This window comes from Microbacterium ureisolvens (genome assembly GCF_015278315.1).
Classification (GTDB): domain Bacteria; phylum Actinomycetota; class Actinomycetes; order Actinomycetales; family Microbacteriaceae; genus Microbacterium; species Microbacterium ureisolvens.
Window position 1 is genome coordinate 146,823 of record NZ_JADIJE010000002.1, and the last position, 17,279, is coordinate 164,101.

Here is a 17,279-nt window from a genome sequence, read left to right on the forward strand (position 1 = left end):
GCTCGGCACGAGTGCGGGGTCAGACCCGCTCGATGACGGTGGCGATGCCCATGCCGGCGCCGACGCACAGCGTCGCGAGGCCGCGCTTCTGGTCGCGTCGCTCGAGCTCGTCGAGCAGCGTGCCGAGGATCATGGCGCCGGTCGCCCCCAGCGGGTGCCCGAGAGCGATGGCGCCGCCGTTGACGTTGACCTTCTCGTGCGGGATGTCGAGATCCTTCATCCACTTCATGACGACGGCGGCGAAGGCCTCGTTCAGCTCGAACAGGTCGATGTCGGATGCCTCGAGCCCGGCCTTCGCGAGTGCCTTCTCAGTTGCGGGGGTCGGCCCCGTCAGCATGATCGTCGGCTCGGAGCCGGTGACGGCGGTCGCGACGATGCGGGCGCGGGGCGTGAGGCCGAGGCGCTCGCCGACCTCCTTGCTGCCGATCAGCAGGAGCGCGGCGCCGTCGACGATGCCCGACGAGTTGCCGGCCGTGTGGACGTGGTGGATGCGCTCGACCGCGTGGTACTTCTGCGTCGCGACGGCGTCGAATCCGGCGTTCTCGCCGAGCGCGACGAAGGCGGCGGGCAGGCCTCCGAGGCCCGAGGTGTCAGGTCGGCGGTGCTCGTCGGTGTCGAGGAGCGTCACGCCGTTCTGGTCGCGTACCGGCACGACGGAGCCCTCGAACCTGCCCTCGCGCCAAGCCGTGTCGGCGCGGCGCTGCGACTCGGCGGCGTACGCGTCGACGTCGTCGCGTGAGAAGCCCTCGATCGTCGCGATGAGGTCGGCCCCGATGCCCTGCGGCACGAAGTAGAGGTCGTAGTTCGTGGTGGGGTCCTGCGCGTACGCGCCGCCGTCCGACCCGATCGGCACGCGCGACATCGACTCCACGCCGCCCGCGAGCACGAGGTCCTCGAAGCCGGACGCGACCTTCTGCGCCGCCGTGTTGACCGCCTCCAGTCCCGACGCGCAGAAGCGGTTCAGCTGCACGCCCGCGACGGTCTCGGGCAGGCCCGCCACCAGCGCCGCGGTGCGGGCGATGTCGCCGCCCTGCTCGCCGATCGGCGAGACGACGCCGAGGACGATGTCGTCGATGAGGGCGGGGTCGACGCCGGGATTGCGCTCGAGGAGGGCGTCGATGAGTCCGACCACGAGGTCGACGGGCTTCGTGCCGTGCAGCGCTCCGCCGCGGTTCTTGCCGCGCGGCGTCCGCACGGCGTCGTAGATGTATGCGTCAGTCATCGATGAGCTCCTCACAGTCCGAGGCTCCGACCGACGATCTCCTTCATGATCTCGGTCGTGCCGCCGTAGATGGTCGTGATGCGCGCGTCCTCGTAGTCGCGCGCGATGCGGTACTCGCGCATGTAGCCGTACCCGCCGTGCAGCTGCAGGCAGCGGTTCACGACCTGCACGTACTGCTCCGTGGTCCAGAACTTGGCCGCCGCGGCATCTTCGGCCGACAGGTCGCCCGCGGAGTGCAGGGCGATGCACCGGTCGATGTAGGCGCGGCTCGCGTCGGTCGCGGTGATCATGTCGGCGAGCTCGAACCGGGTGTTCTGGAACGATCCGATCGGCTTGCCGAACGCCTTGCGGTCCTTCACGTACGCGACCGTGCGCTCCAGCACGCCCTCGCTCGAGGCGACGGCGGCCGCCGCGATCGACAGACGCTCCTGGGGCAGGTTGCGCATGAGCCCGAAGAATCCGTCGCCCTCGGCGCCGAGCAGGTTCGCGGCGGGCACGCGCACGTCCTGGAACACGAGCTCGCTGGTGTCCTGCGCGTGCAGCCCGATCTTCTCGAGGTTGCGGCCGCGCGAGAATCCCGGCGAATCCGTCTCGATCACGAGGAGGCTGAGCCCCCGGTGGGGATCCTCGCTGGTGCGCACCGCGGTGACGACGAGGTCGGCGTTCTGCCCGTTCGAGATGAAGATCTTGGTGCCGTTGACGATGTAGTCGTCGCCGTCGCGCACCGCCGAGGCGCGGATGCCCGACAGGTCGCTGCCCGTGCCGGGCTCGGTCATGGCGACCGCGACGATGAACTCGCCGGCGGCGATGCCCGGCAGCCACCGCTGCTTCTGCTCGTCGTTCGTCAGGTCGGTGAAGTACGGGATGACGATGTCGTTCGACAGCGCGATCCCGGCCATGCCGTCCGACACCGGGTTGCGCGCGAGCTCCTCGCCCATGATCGCGTGGAAGCGGAAGTCGTCGGCGCCGCCGCCGCCGTACTCCTCGGGGATCGCGAAGCCGAGGATGCCGGCCTCGGCGGCTTTGGTGAAGAGCCAGCGGTCGACTTTGCCCTCCGCGCTCCAGCGGTCGGCGTTCGGCCGCGCGTGCTGCTCGACGAAGGCCTGCACGACCTCGCGGAACTGCTCGTGATCCTCGTCGTAGATGTCTCTCGTCAGCGTCATCGCCGATACCTCCGGTTCCGGTGCGGCGTCATCGCCGCGAAGCATGTTTTTATTATGCATTAGAAACTGGATGCCGCAACCCGGCCGATCCCGGCGGATCGAGGCTTGTGCGGGTGGGGTTTCTTACGCACGATTAAACGCGGGCCGTCTGCTGCCGTACGGTGGAGCGGCCCTGAGGAGTGAGGACGAAGATGACCGAACTGCACGGACGCACCGCGATCGTGACGGGCGCGAGCCGGGGCATCGGCCTGGCGATCGCCGCACGACTGGCCGCCGACGGGGCGCGGGTGTGCCTCACGGCGCGGCACGCCGATGAGCTGGCCGAGGCCGTCGCCTCGCTCCCCGCCGGGCGGGCGATCGGCGTCGCCGGAGCCGCCGACGACGCCGACCACCGGGCCGCCGTCCTCGATCGCGTGGTCTCGGAGTTCGGCGGCCTCGACATCCTCGTCAACAACGCGGGCATCAACCCGGTGTACGGTCCGGTCGCCGAGCTCGACCTCGGCGCCGCCCGCAAGATCCTCGAGGTGAACGTCGTATCCACGCTGGCGTGGACGCAGGAGGCGCTGCGCAGCGGGCTCGGCGAAGGCGCGCACGGCGGCAGCGTGGTGAACCTGTCGTCGGTGACCGGGGCGGTGCCGTCACCGGGCATCGGGTGGTACGGCGTCACCAAGGCCGCGGTCGCCCACCTCACCACGACGCTCGCGGTCGAGCTCGCCCCCCGCGTCCGGGTCAACGCCGTGGCACCGGCCGTCGTCAAGACCCGGTTCGCGCGGGCGCTGTACGAGGGGCGCGAGGAAGAGGTCGCCGGCGGCTACCCGATGGGGCGGCTCGGGATCCCCGAAGACGTCGCGGGAGCCGTCGCCTTCCTGGTCGGCGACGATGCGTCGTGGATCACCGGCCAGGTGCTCACCCTCGACGGCGGACTGCTCGGGGCAGGAGGTGCGGCATGAGCGCGGCATCCGTTCCCGACGTCGGGGACGTCCGCGACCTCCGCGACCGCACGCGGGCGTTCATCCGCGAGGTCGTGCTGCCGGCCGAACCCGCACCCGGTGCGGCGCTCTCCGACGACGTCCGTGACAGCCTGCGTGCGCAGGCCCGCGACGCCGGCGTCTTCGCCCCGCATGCGCCGGTCGCCTACGGCGGCCTCGGGCTGCCCCTCGACCGATGGTCGCCGGTGTTCCAGGAGGCCGGTTACTCGCCCATCGGTCCCGCGGTGCTCAACATCATGGCTCCCGACGAAGGCAACATGCACCTCCTCCACGTGGTGGGCACACCCGCGCAGCGGGAGCGCTACCTGGCACCGCTCGTGCGCGGCGACGTGCGCTCGAGCTTCGCCATGACCGAGCCGCACCCGGGAGCCGGCTCCGACCCCCGCGCGCTGTCGACGACCGCGGAGCGTGTCGACGGCGGGTGGCGCATCTCGGGGCGCAAGCGGTTCATCAGCGGTGCGAACGGGGCGGCGTTCGCGATCGTCATGGCGCGGACACCGGCGAGCGCCGACGCGCCCGAGGGCGCGACCATGTTCCTCGTGCCGCTCGACGCGCCGGGCGTCACGGTCGGTCCCGACGTGCACACGATCGAGGGTGCGATCGCGGGCGGGCATCCGTACGTGAGCTTCGACGGATGCCTCGTCTCCGACGACGACGTGCTCGGGGAGCCCGGTCAGGGGTTCCGCTACGCCCAGGTGCGGCTCGGCCCGGCGCGGCTGACCCACTGCATGCGGTGGCTCGGGCTCGCGCGCCGGGCGCACGACACGGCCCTCGACCGCGCGAACGCGCGCGAGCTGTTCGGCTCGCGGCTGCGCGACCTCGGCGTCGCGCAGGCGCTGCTGGCCGACAGCGTCATCGACCTCGAGACGTCCGACGCCATCATCGACAAGACGGCCCGCGTGCTCGTCGCCGATCCCCGCGCGGGGGAGGCGCTGTCGTCGGTGGCCAAGGTGCACTGCTCCGAGGCCGTCTTCCGAGTCATCGACCGGGCGGTGCAGCTGTGCGGCGGCGACGGAGTCACCGACGCCCTGCCGCTCATCCAGTACCTCAACGAGGTCCGCCCGTTCCGGATCTACGACGGGTCGAGCGAGACCCATCGCTGGGCGATCGCGCGGCGCGCGGCATCCGCCCGCTCCCGCGAGGTCGAGGCGGGGGCCGCCCGCCTCGACGAGGTGACCCCGTGAACGTCCGCCCCGACGGCGTCGAGGTCGTCGCGTCGTGGGCCGATGCCGCGGGCCTCGACCGACCGCCGCTCCTGGTCGTCGACGCGGTCGAGGGGTACCTGCGCGCGGCCGGGTTCGGCGAGGGCGACCTCGCGTGGGAGCGCATCGGCGAGGGGCACTCCAACGTCACGTACGCCATCTCGTACGGCGCGCACGATCTCGTGCTGCGGCGCGGCCCCCGCCCGCCGCACCCGCCCTCCACGCACGACATGGCGCGCGAGGCCCGCGTGCAGCGCGTGCTGGCCGCCGCCGGCGTGCCGGTGCCGGCGATCGTCGGCGAGTGCGACGATCCCCCGGTGCTCGGCGTGCCGTTCTACGTCATGGCGCGGATCGACGGGGATGTGGTGACGGATGCCGTGCCCCCGGCACTCGACGATGCCGACGGCCGACGGGGCATCGGGTTCGCCGCTGTCGACGCACTCGCCGCTCTGCACGCGGTGCCGGTCGACGAGGGAGAGGTCGCCGCGCTCGGGCGCCCGGACGGCTACCTCGCGCGACAGGTCGGACGCTTCGCCGCGCTGTGGGAGGTCAACTCGCGGCGGTCGTTCCCGTCGGTGGCGGAGCTCGCCGCGTGGCTCGGGGAGCGGATGCCCGAGACGCAGCGGGCCTCGGTCGTGCACGGCGACTTCCGCATCGGCAACCTCATGTACGCGCCGGGTGCTCCGGCGCGGGTCGCCGCCATCCTCGACTGGGAGATGGCGACGCTCGGCGATCCCCTCGCCGACCTCGGCTACTTCACCGCGACGTACGCGCGACCGGGGGTGCGGCCGACGCCTCTCGAGCTGACGACCGTGACGCGGCTCGACGGGTTCCCCGAGACGTCGGAACTCGTCGACCGCTATGCGGCGCGGCATTCGCTCGATCTCTCGTTCCTGCCCTGGTACGAGGCGCTCGCCTTCTTCAAGGCGGCGGTGTTCTGCGAGGCGCTGTACACGCGCTGGCTCGACGGCCAGCGGCCGGGCGACACGTTCGGTCCGACGCTGGAGGAGGGCGTGCCCCGGCTGCTCGAGGCGGCGCAGGAGCGGGCGGCGGCGCTGGCCGGCTGAACCGCCGTAGGCTTCTGGGCAGGAGGTCTCTTATGCCCCAGGCCGTCATCGTCGATGTGGTCCGCACCCCGTCCGGGCGCGGCAAGCCGGGCGGAGCGCTGAGTGCGGTGCACCCGGTCGACCTCGCTGCGGGTGTGCTGACCGCGCTGCTCGAGCGCAACGGGCTCGAGTCCCGTCAGATCGACGACGTGCTCATGGGGTGCGTCAGCCAGGTCGGCGACCAGTCCCTCAACGTCGCCCGGCAGTCGGTGCTCGCGGCGGGGTTCGACGAGACGGTGCCGGCCGTCACGATCGACCGGCAGTGCGGATCGAGCCAGCAGGCCGCGCACTTCGCCGCGCAGGGCGTGATCGCCGGTGCCTACGACATCGTGATCGCGGCCGGCGTCGAGTCGATGAGCCGCGTGCCGCTGGGTTCGTCCGCCCACGGCGGCACCGTCTCCGACGGGGTCGCGCGACGTTACCCGGACGGCCTCGTGAACCAGGGTGTGTCGGCCGAGCTCATCGCCCAGCGGTGGGGCTTCAGCCGCGAGGAGCTGGACGCGTACTCGGCCGAGTCGCACCGGAGGGCGGCGGACGCCTGGAGCCACGGCCGCTTCGACTCGCAGGTCGTGCCGGTGCTGGCCGGCGGCCCCGAGGCCGTCGCGTTCGACGAGACGGTGAGAGCGGGCACCTCGGTGGAGTCGCTCGCGGGCCTCGCACCCGCCTTCCGCACCGACGCGCTCGCCGCGCGGTTCCCCGACCTCGACTGGCGCATCACCGCAGGCAACTCGTCGCCGCTCACGGACGCGGCATCCGCTGCGCTCATCGTGAGCGAGGAGAAGGCGGCGGCGCTGGGCCTCACGCCCAGGGCGCGGTTCCACTCGTTCGCCGTCGTCGGCGACGATCCGATGCTGATGCTCACCGGGCCGATCCCGGCGACCCGGCGCATCCTGGAGCGCAGCGGACTGGGGATCGACGACATCGACCTGTACGAGGTCAACGAGGCCTTCGCGTCGGTGCCGCTCGCGTGGCAGCGCGAGCTCGACGCCGATCCGGCGAAGCTCAACCCGTGGGGCGGTGCGATCGCGCTCGGCCACGCCGTCGGCGCGTCCGGCACGCGCCTGCTGGGCACCCTCGTGTCGGCTCTCGAGGCGACCGGCGGCCGCTACGGGCTGCAGACGATGTGCGAGGGCGGCGGCATGGCCAACGCCACCATCCTCGAACGCCTCTGAGCTCGGCTTCAGGCGGTGCGGGTGCCGACCACGGTCGACGCCGGGTACGGGCCCGACTGAGCGGTGCCCGCCAGGCGATCGCCGACGACGTGCAGCTCGAACCGGAGCGACATCGGCAGCGGCGCCATGAGGTCGAGGGTGAACGCCGCCCTGTCCCCGGTGGCCGTCCCGTTCCGCAGCGGAACCGGGCCCGTCGCGCTGATCGCCGTTCCGGTGAGCGAGGTCCCCGCGGTCGCGAGGATGAGGTCGTACCGCCGCGACCCCGCGAGCGTGGCCACTTCGATCGCCCACGATCCGTCGATGCTCGCCACCGCACGCCCCTCTTCTCGCGGCGGCCGAGCCGGTCGAACGGCCGCCGAGGCCATCCTGCCGCAGCCGCCCTCCATCACGGAAGGGACGGCGCGGCGGGCATCAGCGGGCTGCGCATCGGCGCCCCGTGCGGCGAGGATGTCGCCATGAACAGTGAGCACAGCATCGTCCGCATGTGGCGCGGAGTCATCCGCACCGAGGATCGCGACGAGTATGTCGACTACGTCGAGCGCACCGGCATCGAGCAGTATCGCTCGACTCCCGGAAATCGCGACGCGTGGACGCTGACCCGCGAACTGCCCGAGGGCCTCACGGAGATCGTGACGGTGTCGCGATGGGAGAGCCTCGAGAGCATTCGCGCCTTCGCCGGGGAAGACGTCGACCGGGCGGTGTACTACCCCGAAGACGATCGCTTCCTCGTGGAACGCGACGACGTCGTGCGGCACTACGTGCAGCGCAGCTGACGGGTTCAGCGCGTCGAGACCGAGGCTCCCGGGCGGCCGGTCGACCTGCAAGCGGTTGCGACGACGCTGATCGAGCGGATGCCGCGGCCCGCGGCATCCGCTCAATGAAAGCCTTCTCATACTGCAAGCGCTTGCAGTATTCCTCGACCCACTGCTAGCGTCGGTCGCACACTGCACCGCGGGGCACGTCGGCGTGCCCATCCCCACCCAGGAGCTCCTGTGTCGAAGTCGACCTCAGCCCGTGCCCGCCTCGTCGCCGCCAGCCTCACGGCGGCCGCCCTCATCGTGACCGGCGGAACAGTGGCGATCCCCCCCGCCGCGGCCGCCGAGCGCACGTTCGCGCTCGTGGGCAGCCTGCAGTCGGAGCTCGGCTGCACCGACGACTGGAAGCCCGACTGCGCGGCGACCGAGCTCGCCGCCACCGGAACCGCCGACCAGTACGCGGCGGAGTTCGACGTGCCGGCCGGCTCGTACGAGTACAAGGTCGCTGTGAACGACGGGTGGGACGAGAGCTACGGCGCCGACGGCGCGCTGAACGGCGGGAACATCCCGTTGACGGTCGCCGGACCGTCGCGCCTGCGGTTCGTGTTCGACGACACCACCCACCGCATCGGCGTCGAGGTGAAGAGCCTCCGGGCGGGCTACACGGCCGACGACGACGCGCTGGTCGCGGCGCCCGTGCGCCAGCCGGGCAGCGAGGAGCAGTTCTACTTCGTGATGACCGACCGCTTCGCGAACGGCGACACGACGAACGACCAGGGCGGGCTCACCGGCGACCGGCTCACCACCGGGTTCGACCCGACCGACAAGGGCTTCTACCACGGCGGCGACATCGCGGGCCTCCGCGAGCAGCTCGACTACATCGACGGCCTCGGCACGACCGCGATCTGGCTGACGCCGAGCTTCAAGAACAATCCCGTGCAGGGCGAGGGCGCGAACGCGAGCGCCGGCTACCACGGCTACTGGATCACCGACTTCACGCAGATCGACCCGCACCTCGGCACCAACGCCGAGCTCGAGGCGCTGATCGACGAGGCCCACGACAAGGGCATCAAGGTCTACTTCGACATCATCACGAACCACACGGCCGACCTGATCTCGAACACGCAGGGCCAGTACACGTACATCGATCAGGCGACCAGCCCGTACAAGGACGCCTCGGGCACGCCTTTCGACCCGGCCGACTACGCGGGCACCGGCACGTTCCCGACGCTCGACGCCGCGACCTCGTTCCCGTACACGCCCGTCGTGAACGACACCACGGCCAAGGTTCCCGCGTGGCTGAACGATCCGACGCTGTACCACAACCGCGGCGACTCGACGTGGTCGGGCGAGTCGGTGACGTACGGCGACTTCTCGGGGCTCGACGACCTCATGACCGAGCACCCGACCGTCGTGAACGGGTTCGTCGACGTCTACCAGAACTGGATCGACCTGGGCATCGACGGCTTCCGCATCGACACCGCGAAGCACGTGAACTTCGAGTTCTGGGAGCAGTGGACGACCGAGGTGCTCGACTATGCGCACGACGTCGCGAAGAAGCCCGACTTCTTCATGTTCGGCGAGGTCTACGACGCCGATCCGGTGAAGCTGTCGCCGTACGTCCGCGACACCGACATGAACTCGGTGCTCGACTTCACCTTCCAGTCCTCGGCCGTGAGCTTCGCCGCGGGCAACAGCGCGAAGGGCCTCCAGGGTCTGTACGCCGGTGACGACTGGTACACGACGCCCGATTCGTCGGCGACGGCGCTGCCGACCTTCCTCGGCAACCACGACATGGGCCGCGTCGGCTACATGCTGCAGTCGACGCCGAACGCCCTCGAGCGCGACCTGCTCGCGCACGACCTGATGTTCCTCGGCCGCGGCCAGCCCGTCGTCTACTACGGCGACGAGCAGGGCTTCGCAGGAACCGGCGGTGACAAGGACGCACGCCAGACGCTCTTCGCCACGCAGGTGGCGGAGTATCAGAACCAGAAGCTGATCGACGGCTCCACCGCAGGATCCGTCGCGCGCTACGACACCGACGCGCCGGTTTACCAGCGCATCGCCGACCTGGCCGCGCTGCGCGAGGCGCACCCGGCCCTGGTGACCGGCGCGCAGATCGAGCGCTACGCCGACAACGGTGCCGGCGTCTACGCCTTCTCGCGCGTCGATCGCGACGAGAAGGTCGAGTACCTGGTCGCGCTCAACAACACCACGGCCGCCAAGACGGTGAGCCTCACGACGCTCACGGCAGGCGCGTCGTTCGCGCCGGTCTACGGCACCGACACGGCGGTGTCGACGGATACCGCGGCCGCGGCATCCGTCACGGTCCCGGCCCTGTCGGCCGTCGTCTACCGTGCCGGGGCCACGGTGACCGCTCCGGAATCGCCGCTGGGCATCTCGGTGAGCGCGCCGACCGCCGGTGCCGCGCTCTCGGGCTCGGTCGCCGTCAGCGCCGACGTGGACGATGCGACCTGGCGGGAGACCAGCTTCTCGTGGCGCGTCGTCGGGTCCGACGAATGGCACGCCCTCGGCACCGCCGAAGACACCGACCCGCGCGTCTTCCACACGATCGAGGATCTCGCGAACGGCACGCTCGTCGAGTACCGCGCGGTCACGACCGACGCCGCCGGGCGCCACGCCGCCGCCTCGACGTATGCATCGGTGGGCAACGCCGTGTCGCTCGTCGTGGAGGAGGAGCCCGAGTCGCCGATCGACATGGTGACGGTGCCCGGAAGCCTCAACTCCGAGATGGGCTGCGCGGGCGACTGGACACCCGGCTGCGAGGCGGCGAAGCTCACGCTCCGCGCCGACGGCATCTGGGCCGGCACGTTCGACCTGCCCGCGGGCACCTACGAGTACAAGGTCGCGATCAATGGCACGTGGGACGTCAACTACGGCGCGAACGGCGCACCGGGCGGCGGGAACATCACCATCAGCCACACCGGCGGACCGATCACGTTCTACTTCGACCCGCGCTCCAACATCGTGCAGTCGACGGCGGAGGGCCCCATCGTGACGCTGCCGGGCTCGGCGCAGAGCGAGCTGGGCTGCGCCGGCGACTGGGCGCCCGACTGCCTCGCGACCCTCATGGCCGACGGCGACAAGGACGGCGTCTACGAGTTCTCGACCGACGAGATCCCCGCGGGGGCGTACGAGATCAAGGTCGCGCACGGTCTCAGCTGGAACGAGAACTACGGCGTGGGCGGAGCCCCGGGCGGCGCGAACTACTCGTTCAGCGCGAGCGACGGCAAGCTGATCGCCTTCCGCTACACCCTCGCCACGCACGTGCTCGAGATCGAGGTGACCGACCCGCCGCTGGCCGGCACCGGCGAGCTGCGAGCGCACTGGATCGACGCGCAGACGATCGCGTGGCCGGATGACCTCGGCGCCGAAGCGGCGGACGCCTCGTGGCAGCTGCATGCCTCCGCCGACGCGTCCCTCGCGCTCGTCGACGGCGAGGTCACCGGTGGCGACGCGATCGACCTCACGGTCGTCGACGGCGGTCTGACCGCTGAGCAGAAGGCCGGCTTCCCGGCTCTCGCGAACTTCGTCGCGCTCCGCGTTCCGGAGGGGACGGATGCCGCAGCCCTCGTCCGCGGCGAGCTGGCCGTGTCGCAGCGCGACGCCGAAGGCGTGCTGTCGGGCTTCACCGGGGTGCAGATCCCGGGCGTCCTCGACGACCTCTACGCGGACGCCGTGGCCGATGCCGACCTCGGTGTGACGTTCCAGGGCAAGAAGCCGACCTTCCGCCTGTGGGCGCCGACCGCGCGGTCGGCGACGTTGCTCACCTGGGACCCTTCGACGGGCTCAGGGACCGAGGAGCCGGTGCGTCACGACGCGACGTGGGACGCGGCATCCGGAATCTGGACGGTCGCGGGCGACAAGGCGCTGAAGGGCGACGAGTACCTGTGGGAGGTCGTCGTGTACGCCCCCACGACGGGCGCGATCGAGACGAATCAGGTCACCGACCCGTACTCGGTGGCACTGACCATCAACTCCGAGCGCTCGGTGGCGATCGACCTGGGCGACAAGGAGTGGCGCCCCAAGGGGTGGGAGAAGACCAAGGCGCCCGTGATCGACCGGCCGGTCGACCGCGCGATCTACGAGCTGCACGTGCGCGACTTCTCGATCACCGACGAGTCGGTGCCAGAGAACGAGCGGGGCACGTACGCGGCGTTCTCGCGCGACAGCGCGGGCACGGCCCAGCTGCGCGAGCTCGCCGACGCCGGCATCAACACGGTGCACCTGCTGCCGACGTTCGACATCGCGACGATCGAGGAGGATCGGTCGAAGCAGGCTGTGCCCGACTGCGACCTCGCGTCGATGCCGGCCGACAGCACGCAGCAGCAGGAGTGCATCGAGAAGGTCATCGACGCCGACGGGTTCAACTGGGGTTACGACCCGTACCACTACTCCACGCCGGAGGGCTCGTACGCCGTCGACCCCGAGGGCGGCGCGCGCGTCGCCGAGTTCCGCTCGATGGTGGGGGCGCTCCACGGCATGGGGCTGCAGGTCGTGCTCGACCAGGTGTTCAACCACACCGCGCAGTCGGGGCAGGACGCGAAGTCGGTGCTCGACCGGGTCGTGCCCGGTTACTACCACCGCCTCAACCTCGCGGGCGGCGTCGAGACGTCGACGTGCTGTCAGAACGTGGCGACCGAGCACCAGGTGGCGCAGAAGCTCATGGTCGACTCGGTGGTCACGTGGGCACGCGACTACAAGGTCGACGGCTTCCGCTTCGACCTCATGGGGCACCACTCGAAGGACAACATGCTCGCGATCCGCGCGGCCCTGAACGAGCTGAAGCTCGGCAAGGACGGCGTCGACGGCGAATCGATCTACTTGTACGGCGAAGGGTGGAACTTCGGCGAGGTCGCCGACAACCGCCTCTTCGAGCAGGCCACCCAGGGCCAGCTCGGCGGCACCGGCATCGGCACGTTCAGCGACCGGCTGCGCGACGCCGTGCACGGCGGCAGCCCCGTCGCGTCGGACTCGAAGTTCTTCCAGGGCTACGGCACGGGTCTGGCGACCGACCCGAACGGCCGGGAGGATTCGGCGCCGGGTGACGCGTTCGCGGACCTCGCGCACAAGACCGATCTCGTCAAGCTGGGGCTCGCCGGCAACCTGCGGGACTTCTCGTTCACGGCGTCGGACGGCACGGTGACGGCCGGCGACGAACTCGACTACAACGGGCAGCCCGCCGGCTACGCCGACCAGCCCGACGAGATCATCACGTACGTGGACGCGCACGACAACGAGACGCTGTTCGACCTCGGCGTGCTGAAGCTGCCGGCCGACACCCCGATGGCCGACCGCGTGCGCATGAACACGCTGTCGCTGGCGACGACCGCCTACGCCCAGACACCCTCGTTCTGGCACGCCGGCACCGAGCTGCTGCGTTCGAAGTCGCTCGACCGCAACAGCTACAACTCGGGCGACTGGTTCAACCGCATCGACTGGACCGGCCAGGAGTCGACCTTCGGCTCGGGCCTGCCGCGCGAGGCCGACAACGGCGAGCACTGGGACGACCTCCGGCCGCTCCTCGCCGACCCCGCGAACAAGCCGGGCGCCGCCGACATCGCCGCGGCCGAGGCATCCGCTCTCGACCTGCTCCGTGTGCGCGAGGAGGTGGGCCTGCTGCGACTGGGGTCTGCCGCCCTCATCGAGGAGAAGGTCACCTTCCCGGGGAGCGGGACGGATGCCGCACCCGGCGCCATCGTCATGCTCATCGACGACCTCGTGGGCGAGGACGCCGACCCCGAGCTCGACGGCGCGCTGGTCGCGTTCAACTCGTCGCCCGAGCCGATCACGCAGACCGTCGACGGCCTCGCAGGGCGCGGATTCGCGCTGACGCCGGCGCTCGCGGGCGGCTCGGATGCGGTCGTGAAGACGACCACGTGGGATGCCTCGACCGGCACGATCACGATCCCGGCGCGGTCCGCCGTGGTGCTCGTCGACCGCGAGCCGGTGGCGACGAAGACGCTGGTGGCCCCGACGAAGCTGCTGGCCAAGGCGGGGACCACGGTGCCGGTCGCCGGCATCGTGACCGCCGCCGACGGCTCGGCGCCCGAGGGCACGGTCACGGTCACCGCCGACGGCACCCCGGTGGCGACGGTCGAGCTCACGGCGGCCGACAAGGGTCGCGTGAAGGTGGGCGTGACGCTGCCGGGTCGCGGCGTCCACCTGATCCGCACCAGCTTCGAGGGCACGGGCGACTACAAGGACTCGCGCGCCGCGATCCCCGTCCCGGTCGTCGTCTACTGAGAACTCCGCCGGGCGGGCACGTCCCGCCCGGCGGGGTGCCCCGGCGGGCCGGCGCGGTACGGGAGAAGGCTCAGTCGAGTCAGAGACCGAGCCGGGCCAGCAGCAGATCCGAGGCGGACGAGATGGCGGCCAGCTGCCACGGCACGACGACCAGTGCGATGACCGCGAAGATCGCGATCGTCGAGAGGCTCCCGCGCCGGACGATGCGGTCGATGAGCAGTCCCAGCACCGCCGTGATCGCCACGGTCGCGCCCGCGACGCTCGCGAACGCCATCCGGACGTAGGCCGCATCGTCGGGAGCGGTGTAGCTGTTGAACAGCAGAGCGAGTCCGAAGGGCACGATCACCAGGCCCGTGATGAGGATGAGGGGCGCGGAGAAGCCGCGCAGGCTCGTACCAGGGCGGGGCTTCGTCGCGACGTCCGTCATGGCGCGAGCCTAGGGCACACGGTCTGTCGTGGGGAGCTCAGAGCGGGCTGCCGATGCGCAGCAGGTTGCCGCTGCGGTCCACCACGGCGAACTCGCGCATGCCGTAGTCGGTGTCGACCGGCCGCTCGATGCGGCTGCCGGTGGCGCGGTCGGGCTCGACGAGGTCGGCCCAGTCGTCGTACACCCGCTGCGCGTCGTCGACGTAGAGGTAGCACATCGCGGCGGTGCGGAGCGGGTCCACGGAAGCGTCCTCGGTGAAGTGCAGCTCGATCGTGCCGCGCCCGATGATCAGGTACTGCCACTCCTCGGGCGGCGCGCCGCGATTCTCGAACCCGAGGCGCTCGAAGAACGAGAGCGTCTCGGTGAGGTCGCGGCTGGGGAGGATGGGGACGGCGCGCTCGGTCACAGGCGCACACTAGCGCCCGGAGACCCCGCGCCGACAGTGCTCAGAGCGCGTCGAGGATGCCGGCGCCGAACACCGCCACCGCCGCGACGGCGACGCCGGCCATGGCGAGCGCGGCGATCCCCACCACCAGGATGTTGCCGCCGATGGTGAGCAGCAGCGCCGCGGCCGACGACAGCTCGCGACGATGGCGGACGGGGATCGAGGACGTGGTGCTGGCCATGTCTTCGACGCTACGGAGCGGCTCGTATGTGCGCGTCCACCCGGAGGCCCATCCGGGTCAGCCCGCAGGATGATTCCGGCGCCACGGATGGGTTGACAGGAGCGACTTTCTTGAAGAAAGTAGGTTCGTGCCGCTCCGCTCCGATTGGTCGACGTCGACCTGCCCGATCGCCCATGCCGCCGACGTGCTCGCCGACCCCTGGGTGCTGCTCGTCCTGCGCGAGGCGCTGTCGGGGCGCACGCGGTTCGACGAGCTGCGAGAGGCGACCGGGGCCGCCGACAGCGTGCTGGCGCGGCGCCTGCGGAGCATGGTCGAGAAAGGCCTGCTCGCCCGCGACGGCGCCCGGTACATCGTCACGGCGACGGGCGCCGCGGCGCTTCCGGTGCTCCACGCCTACGCGCGCTTCACGCGCGCGGTGGAGCCCGACGGCCCGTGGGGGCTCACCATCGCGTGCGCGCGATGCGGGACGGTGGCCGATGCTGCGGACTGGTGCGCGTCGTGCGCGCAGCCCCTCGATGCGCGGAGCACCACGTGGGCGCGCCGCAGCATGGGCGGCGAGCCGTTCCGGCTCCACGTCGGAGCGGCGGCATGAGCCGGCTCGACGAGCGTGGGGACGAGGCATCCGCTTCCCGCGCCCGTCGCATCCACCCCGCGTGGTTCGTCGCCGCGACCGCTCTCGTCGCGCTGATCGGCGCGGCGGGCTTCCGGGCGGCGCCCGGCGTGCTGATGCTGCCGCTCGAGGAGGAGTTCGGCTGGTCGCTCACCGAGATGTCTGTCGCGGTCACGCTGAACCTGCTGCTGTTCGGACTCACGGCGCCCTTCGCCGCCGCCCTCATGCAGCGATTCGGCCTGCGGGCGGTCACGGCGACGGCGCTCATGCTCATCGCGGCCGGCAGTGCGCTCAGCATCTTCGTCACCTCGCCGCTGCAGCTGCTGTTCACGTGGGGTCTGCTGATCGGCCTCGGCACCGGGTCCATGGCGCTCGTGTTCGCGGCGACCGTGACCGACACCTGGTTCGCCCAGCGCCGCGGTCTCGTGTCGGGCGTGCTCACGGCGGGCAGCGCGACCGGGCAGCTGATCTTCCTGCCGGTCATCGCCGTCGCCGCCGAGGACTACGGGTGGCGCATCGCGTCGCTCATCATCGCGAGCGGCGCGCTGCTGGTCGTGCCGCTCGTGCTGGCGCTGCTGCGGGACCGTCCCTCCGACCTCGGCGTCCGCCGCTACGGCGAGGACGAGAGCGTGCCGGCGCCGGCCGCCCCACCGCCGGTCGAGGGGCGCGGCGCGAGCGCCGCGAGTCTCGCGCTGCACGCGCTGCGCGACGCGTCGAAGGTGCGCGCCTTCTGGGCGCTCGTGGTCGGCTTCGCGATCTGCGGCGCCACGACGAACGGGCTCGTCGGCACCCACTTCATCCCCAGCGCCCATGACCACGGGATGCCGCAGACCACCGCAGCCGGGTTGCTCGCCGTCGTCGGCATCTTCGACATCGCGGGGACGGTGCTCTCGGGCTGGCTCACCGACCGTGTGAACCCGCGCATCCTGCTCGCGGTCTACTACGCCGGACGCGGGGTGAGCCTGCTGTTCCTGCCGAGCCTGCTGTCGGCCACCGTGCAGCCGAGCATCGTCGTGTTCATCGTGATCTACGGGCTGGACTGGGTCGCCACCGTGCCGCCGACCATCGCGCTGTGCCGCGAGATCTTCGGCGAGCGCGGGCCGCTGGTGTTCGGCTGGGTGTTCGCGGCCCATCAGGTCGGCGCCGGCATCGCCTCGGTGCTCGCCGGTGTCGTACGCGACCAGACGGGGCAGTACACCGTCGCCTGGTTCGCCGCCGCGGTCCTGTGCGCCGTCGCCGCCGTGATCAGCGGGGCCATCGCGCGGCGCCCGCGGTCGCGGATCTTCCGCTGAGAAATCCGCTCCGGCGAAGTGTCGAGTTCTCCCCGCTCCGTGCGACGCCCGGAGTGAGGCTGGCACGCGCCCGCCCCCAACGGAAGGATCAGACCATGAAGTACATGATGTTCGTCGTCACCTCGCTCGAGCCCGACGCCCAGCCCGATGAGTCCGACGTCGACCTGTGGGTCGACCCGCTCGACGCCAGCGGCAAGCGCGTCATCGGCGAGGTGCTGGCTCCCGTCTCGGAGTCGACCGTCGTCAAGGTGCGCGGGGGAAAGGTGCTGACCTCTCGCGGGCCGTTCGCCGAGACCGCCGAGGTGATCGCGGGCTTCGACATCCTCGAGGTCGAGAACCTGGAGGAGGCGATCGAGATCGCGTCGCGGCATCCGATGGCCCGGAACGGGCAGCTCGAGCTGCGCCCGTTCATGGTGTGGCCCGACGGAAGCGACTGACGGCCCGGCTG

General features: G+C 71.2%; 15 protein-coding genes. 9 read left to right on the forward strand and 6 right to left on the reverse strand.

Annotated features, from left to right (window positions below; translation table 11 throughout):
• Positions 1-19: 19 nt before the first annotated feature.
• Together IM767_RS03035 and IM767_RS03040 are read right to left on the reverse strand one after the other, a co-directional pair.
• Positions 20-1,222 (reverse strand): acetyl-CoA C-acetyltransferase, encoded by a 1,203-nt coding sequence (locus IM767_RS03035; RefSeq protein ID WP_109208986.1) that lies wholly within the window; start codon positions 1,220-1,222, stop codon positions 20-22.
• A gap of 11 nt (positions 1,223-1,233) precedes the next feature.
• A complete protein-coding gene (locus IM767_RS03040; protein WP_109209166.1) occupies positions 1,234-2,385 on the reverse strand; it encodes an acyl-CoA dehydrogenase family protein in 1,152 nt (383 codons plus the stop codon).
• A gap of 191 nt (positions 2,386-2,576) precedes the next feature.
• Between IM767_RS03040 and IM767_RS03045 the strand changes: the two genes are divergently transcribed.
• The 4 genes from IM767_RS03045 to IM767_RS03060 are packed head-to-tail and all read left to right on the forward strand — an operon-like array spanning position 2,577 to position 6,854.
• Positions 2,577-3,335, forward strand: a complete 759-nt coding sequence (locus tag IM767_RS03045; RefSeq protein ID WP_109208987.1) for an SDR family oxidoreductase — start codon at positions 2,577-2,579, stop codon at positions 3,333-3,335.
• Positions 3,332-4,558, forward strand: a complete 1,227-nt coding sequence (locus tag IM767_RS03050; RefSeq protein WP_109208988.1) for an acyl-CoA dehydrogenase family protein — start codon at positions 3,332-3,334, stop codon at positions 4,556-4,558. The genes IM767_RS03045 and IM767_RS03050 overlap by 4 nt, the downstream gene beginning before the upstream one ends.
• Positions 4,555-5,643, forward strand: a complete 1,089-nt coding sequence (locus IM767_RS03055; protein WP_109208989.1) for a phosphotransferase family protein — start codon at positions 4,555-4,557, stop codon at positions 5,641-5,643. The genes IM767_RS03050 and IM767_RS03055 overlap by 4 nt, the downstream gene beginning before the upstream one ends.
• A gap of 32 nt (positions 5,644-5,675) precedes the next feature.
• The gene (locus IM767_RS03060) at positions 5,676-6,854 is read left to right on the forward strand and encodes a thiolase family protein (protein WP_109208990.1); all 1,179 of its coding nucleotides are present in this window, start codon (positions 5,676-5,678) and stop codon (positions 6,852-6,854) included.
• Between the two features lie 8 nt (positions 6,855-6,862).
• Here the strand turns inward: IM767_RS03060 and IM767_RS03065 are convergent, their stop codons facing one another.
• Entirely contained in the window at positions 6,863-7,165 is a 303-nt protein-coding gene (locus IM767_RS03065) for a hypothetical protein (protein WP_109208991.1), read from the reverse strand.
• 144 nt (positions 7,166-7,309) lie between these two features.
• On the opposite strand from IM767_RS03065, the gene IM767_RS03070 reads away from it, so the two are divergent.
• Positions 7,310-7,627, forward strand: a complete 318-nt coding sequence (locus tag IM767_RS03070; RefSeq protein WP_194398793.1) for a hypothetical protein — start codon at positions 7,310-7,312, stop codon at positions 7,625-7,627.
• A gap of 219 nt (positions 7,628-7,846) precedes the next feature.
• The gene (gene pulA, locus IM767_RS03075) at positions 7,847-13,876 is read left to right on the forward strand and encodes a pullulanase-type alpha-1,6-glucosidase (RefSeq protein ID WP_109208992.1); all 6,030 of its coding nucleotides are present in this window, start codon (positions 7,847-7,849) and stop codon (positions 13,874-13,876) included.
• Positions 13,877-13,955: 79 nt separating this feature from the next.
• Here the strand turns inward: pulA and IM767_RS03080 are convergent, their stop codons facing one another.
• The 3 genes from IM767_RS03080 to IM767_RS03090 are packed head-to-tail and all read right to left on the reverse strand — an operon-like array spanning position 13,956 to position 14,929.
• Positions 13,956-14,303, reverse strand: a complete 348-nt coding sequence (locus tag IM767_RS03080) for a hypothetical protein (protein WP_109208993.1) — start codon at positions 14,301-14,303, stop codon at positions 13,956-13,958.
• A gap of 37 nt (positions 14,304-14,340) precedes the next feature.
• Positions 14,341-14,709, reverse strand: coding sequence for a bleomycin resistance protein (locus tag IM767_RS03085; RefSeq protein ID WP_109208994.1), 369 nt, complete (start codon positions 14,707-14,709; stop codon positions 14,341-14,343).
• A gap of 40 nt (positions 14,710-14,749) precedes the next feature.
• On the reverse strand, positions 14,750-14,929 hold the full coding sequence (locus IM767_RS03090; RefSeq protein ID WP_109208995.1) for a hypothetical protein: 180 nt from the start codon (positions 14,927-14,929) through the stop codon (positions 14,750-14,752).
• Between the two features lie 127 nt (positions 14,930-15,056).
• Between IM767_RS03090 and IM767_RS03095 the strand changes: the two genes are divergently transcribed.
• The 3 genes from IM767_RS03095 to IM767_RS03105 all read left to right on the forward strand — a co-directional run bounded on the left by IM767_RS03095 (position 15,057) and on the right by IM767_RS03105 (position 17,268).
• Positions 15,057-15,521, forward strand: a complete 465-nt coding sequence (locus IM767_RS03095; protein ID WP_109208996.1) for a winged helix-turn-helix transcriptional regulator — start codon at positions 15,057-15,059, stop codon at positions 15,519-15,521.
• On the forward strand, positions 15,518-16,831 hold the full coding sequence (locus IM767_RS03100) for an MFS transporter (RefSeq protein ID WP_109208997.1): 1,314 nt from the start codon (positions 15,518-15,520) through the stop codon (positions 16,829-16,831). The genes IM767_RS03095 and IM767_RS03100 overlap by 4 nt, the downstream gene beginning before the upstream one ends.
• Before the next feature lie 95 nt (positions 16,832-16,926).
• Positions 16,927-17,268: a YciI family protein gene (locus IM767_RS03105; protein ID WP_109208998.1), complete on the forward strand. Its 342-nt coding sequence runs from the start codon at positions 16,927-16,929 to the stop codon at positions 17,266-17,268.
• The last annotated feature ends 11 nt before the right edge of the window (positions 17,269-17,279 follow it).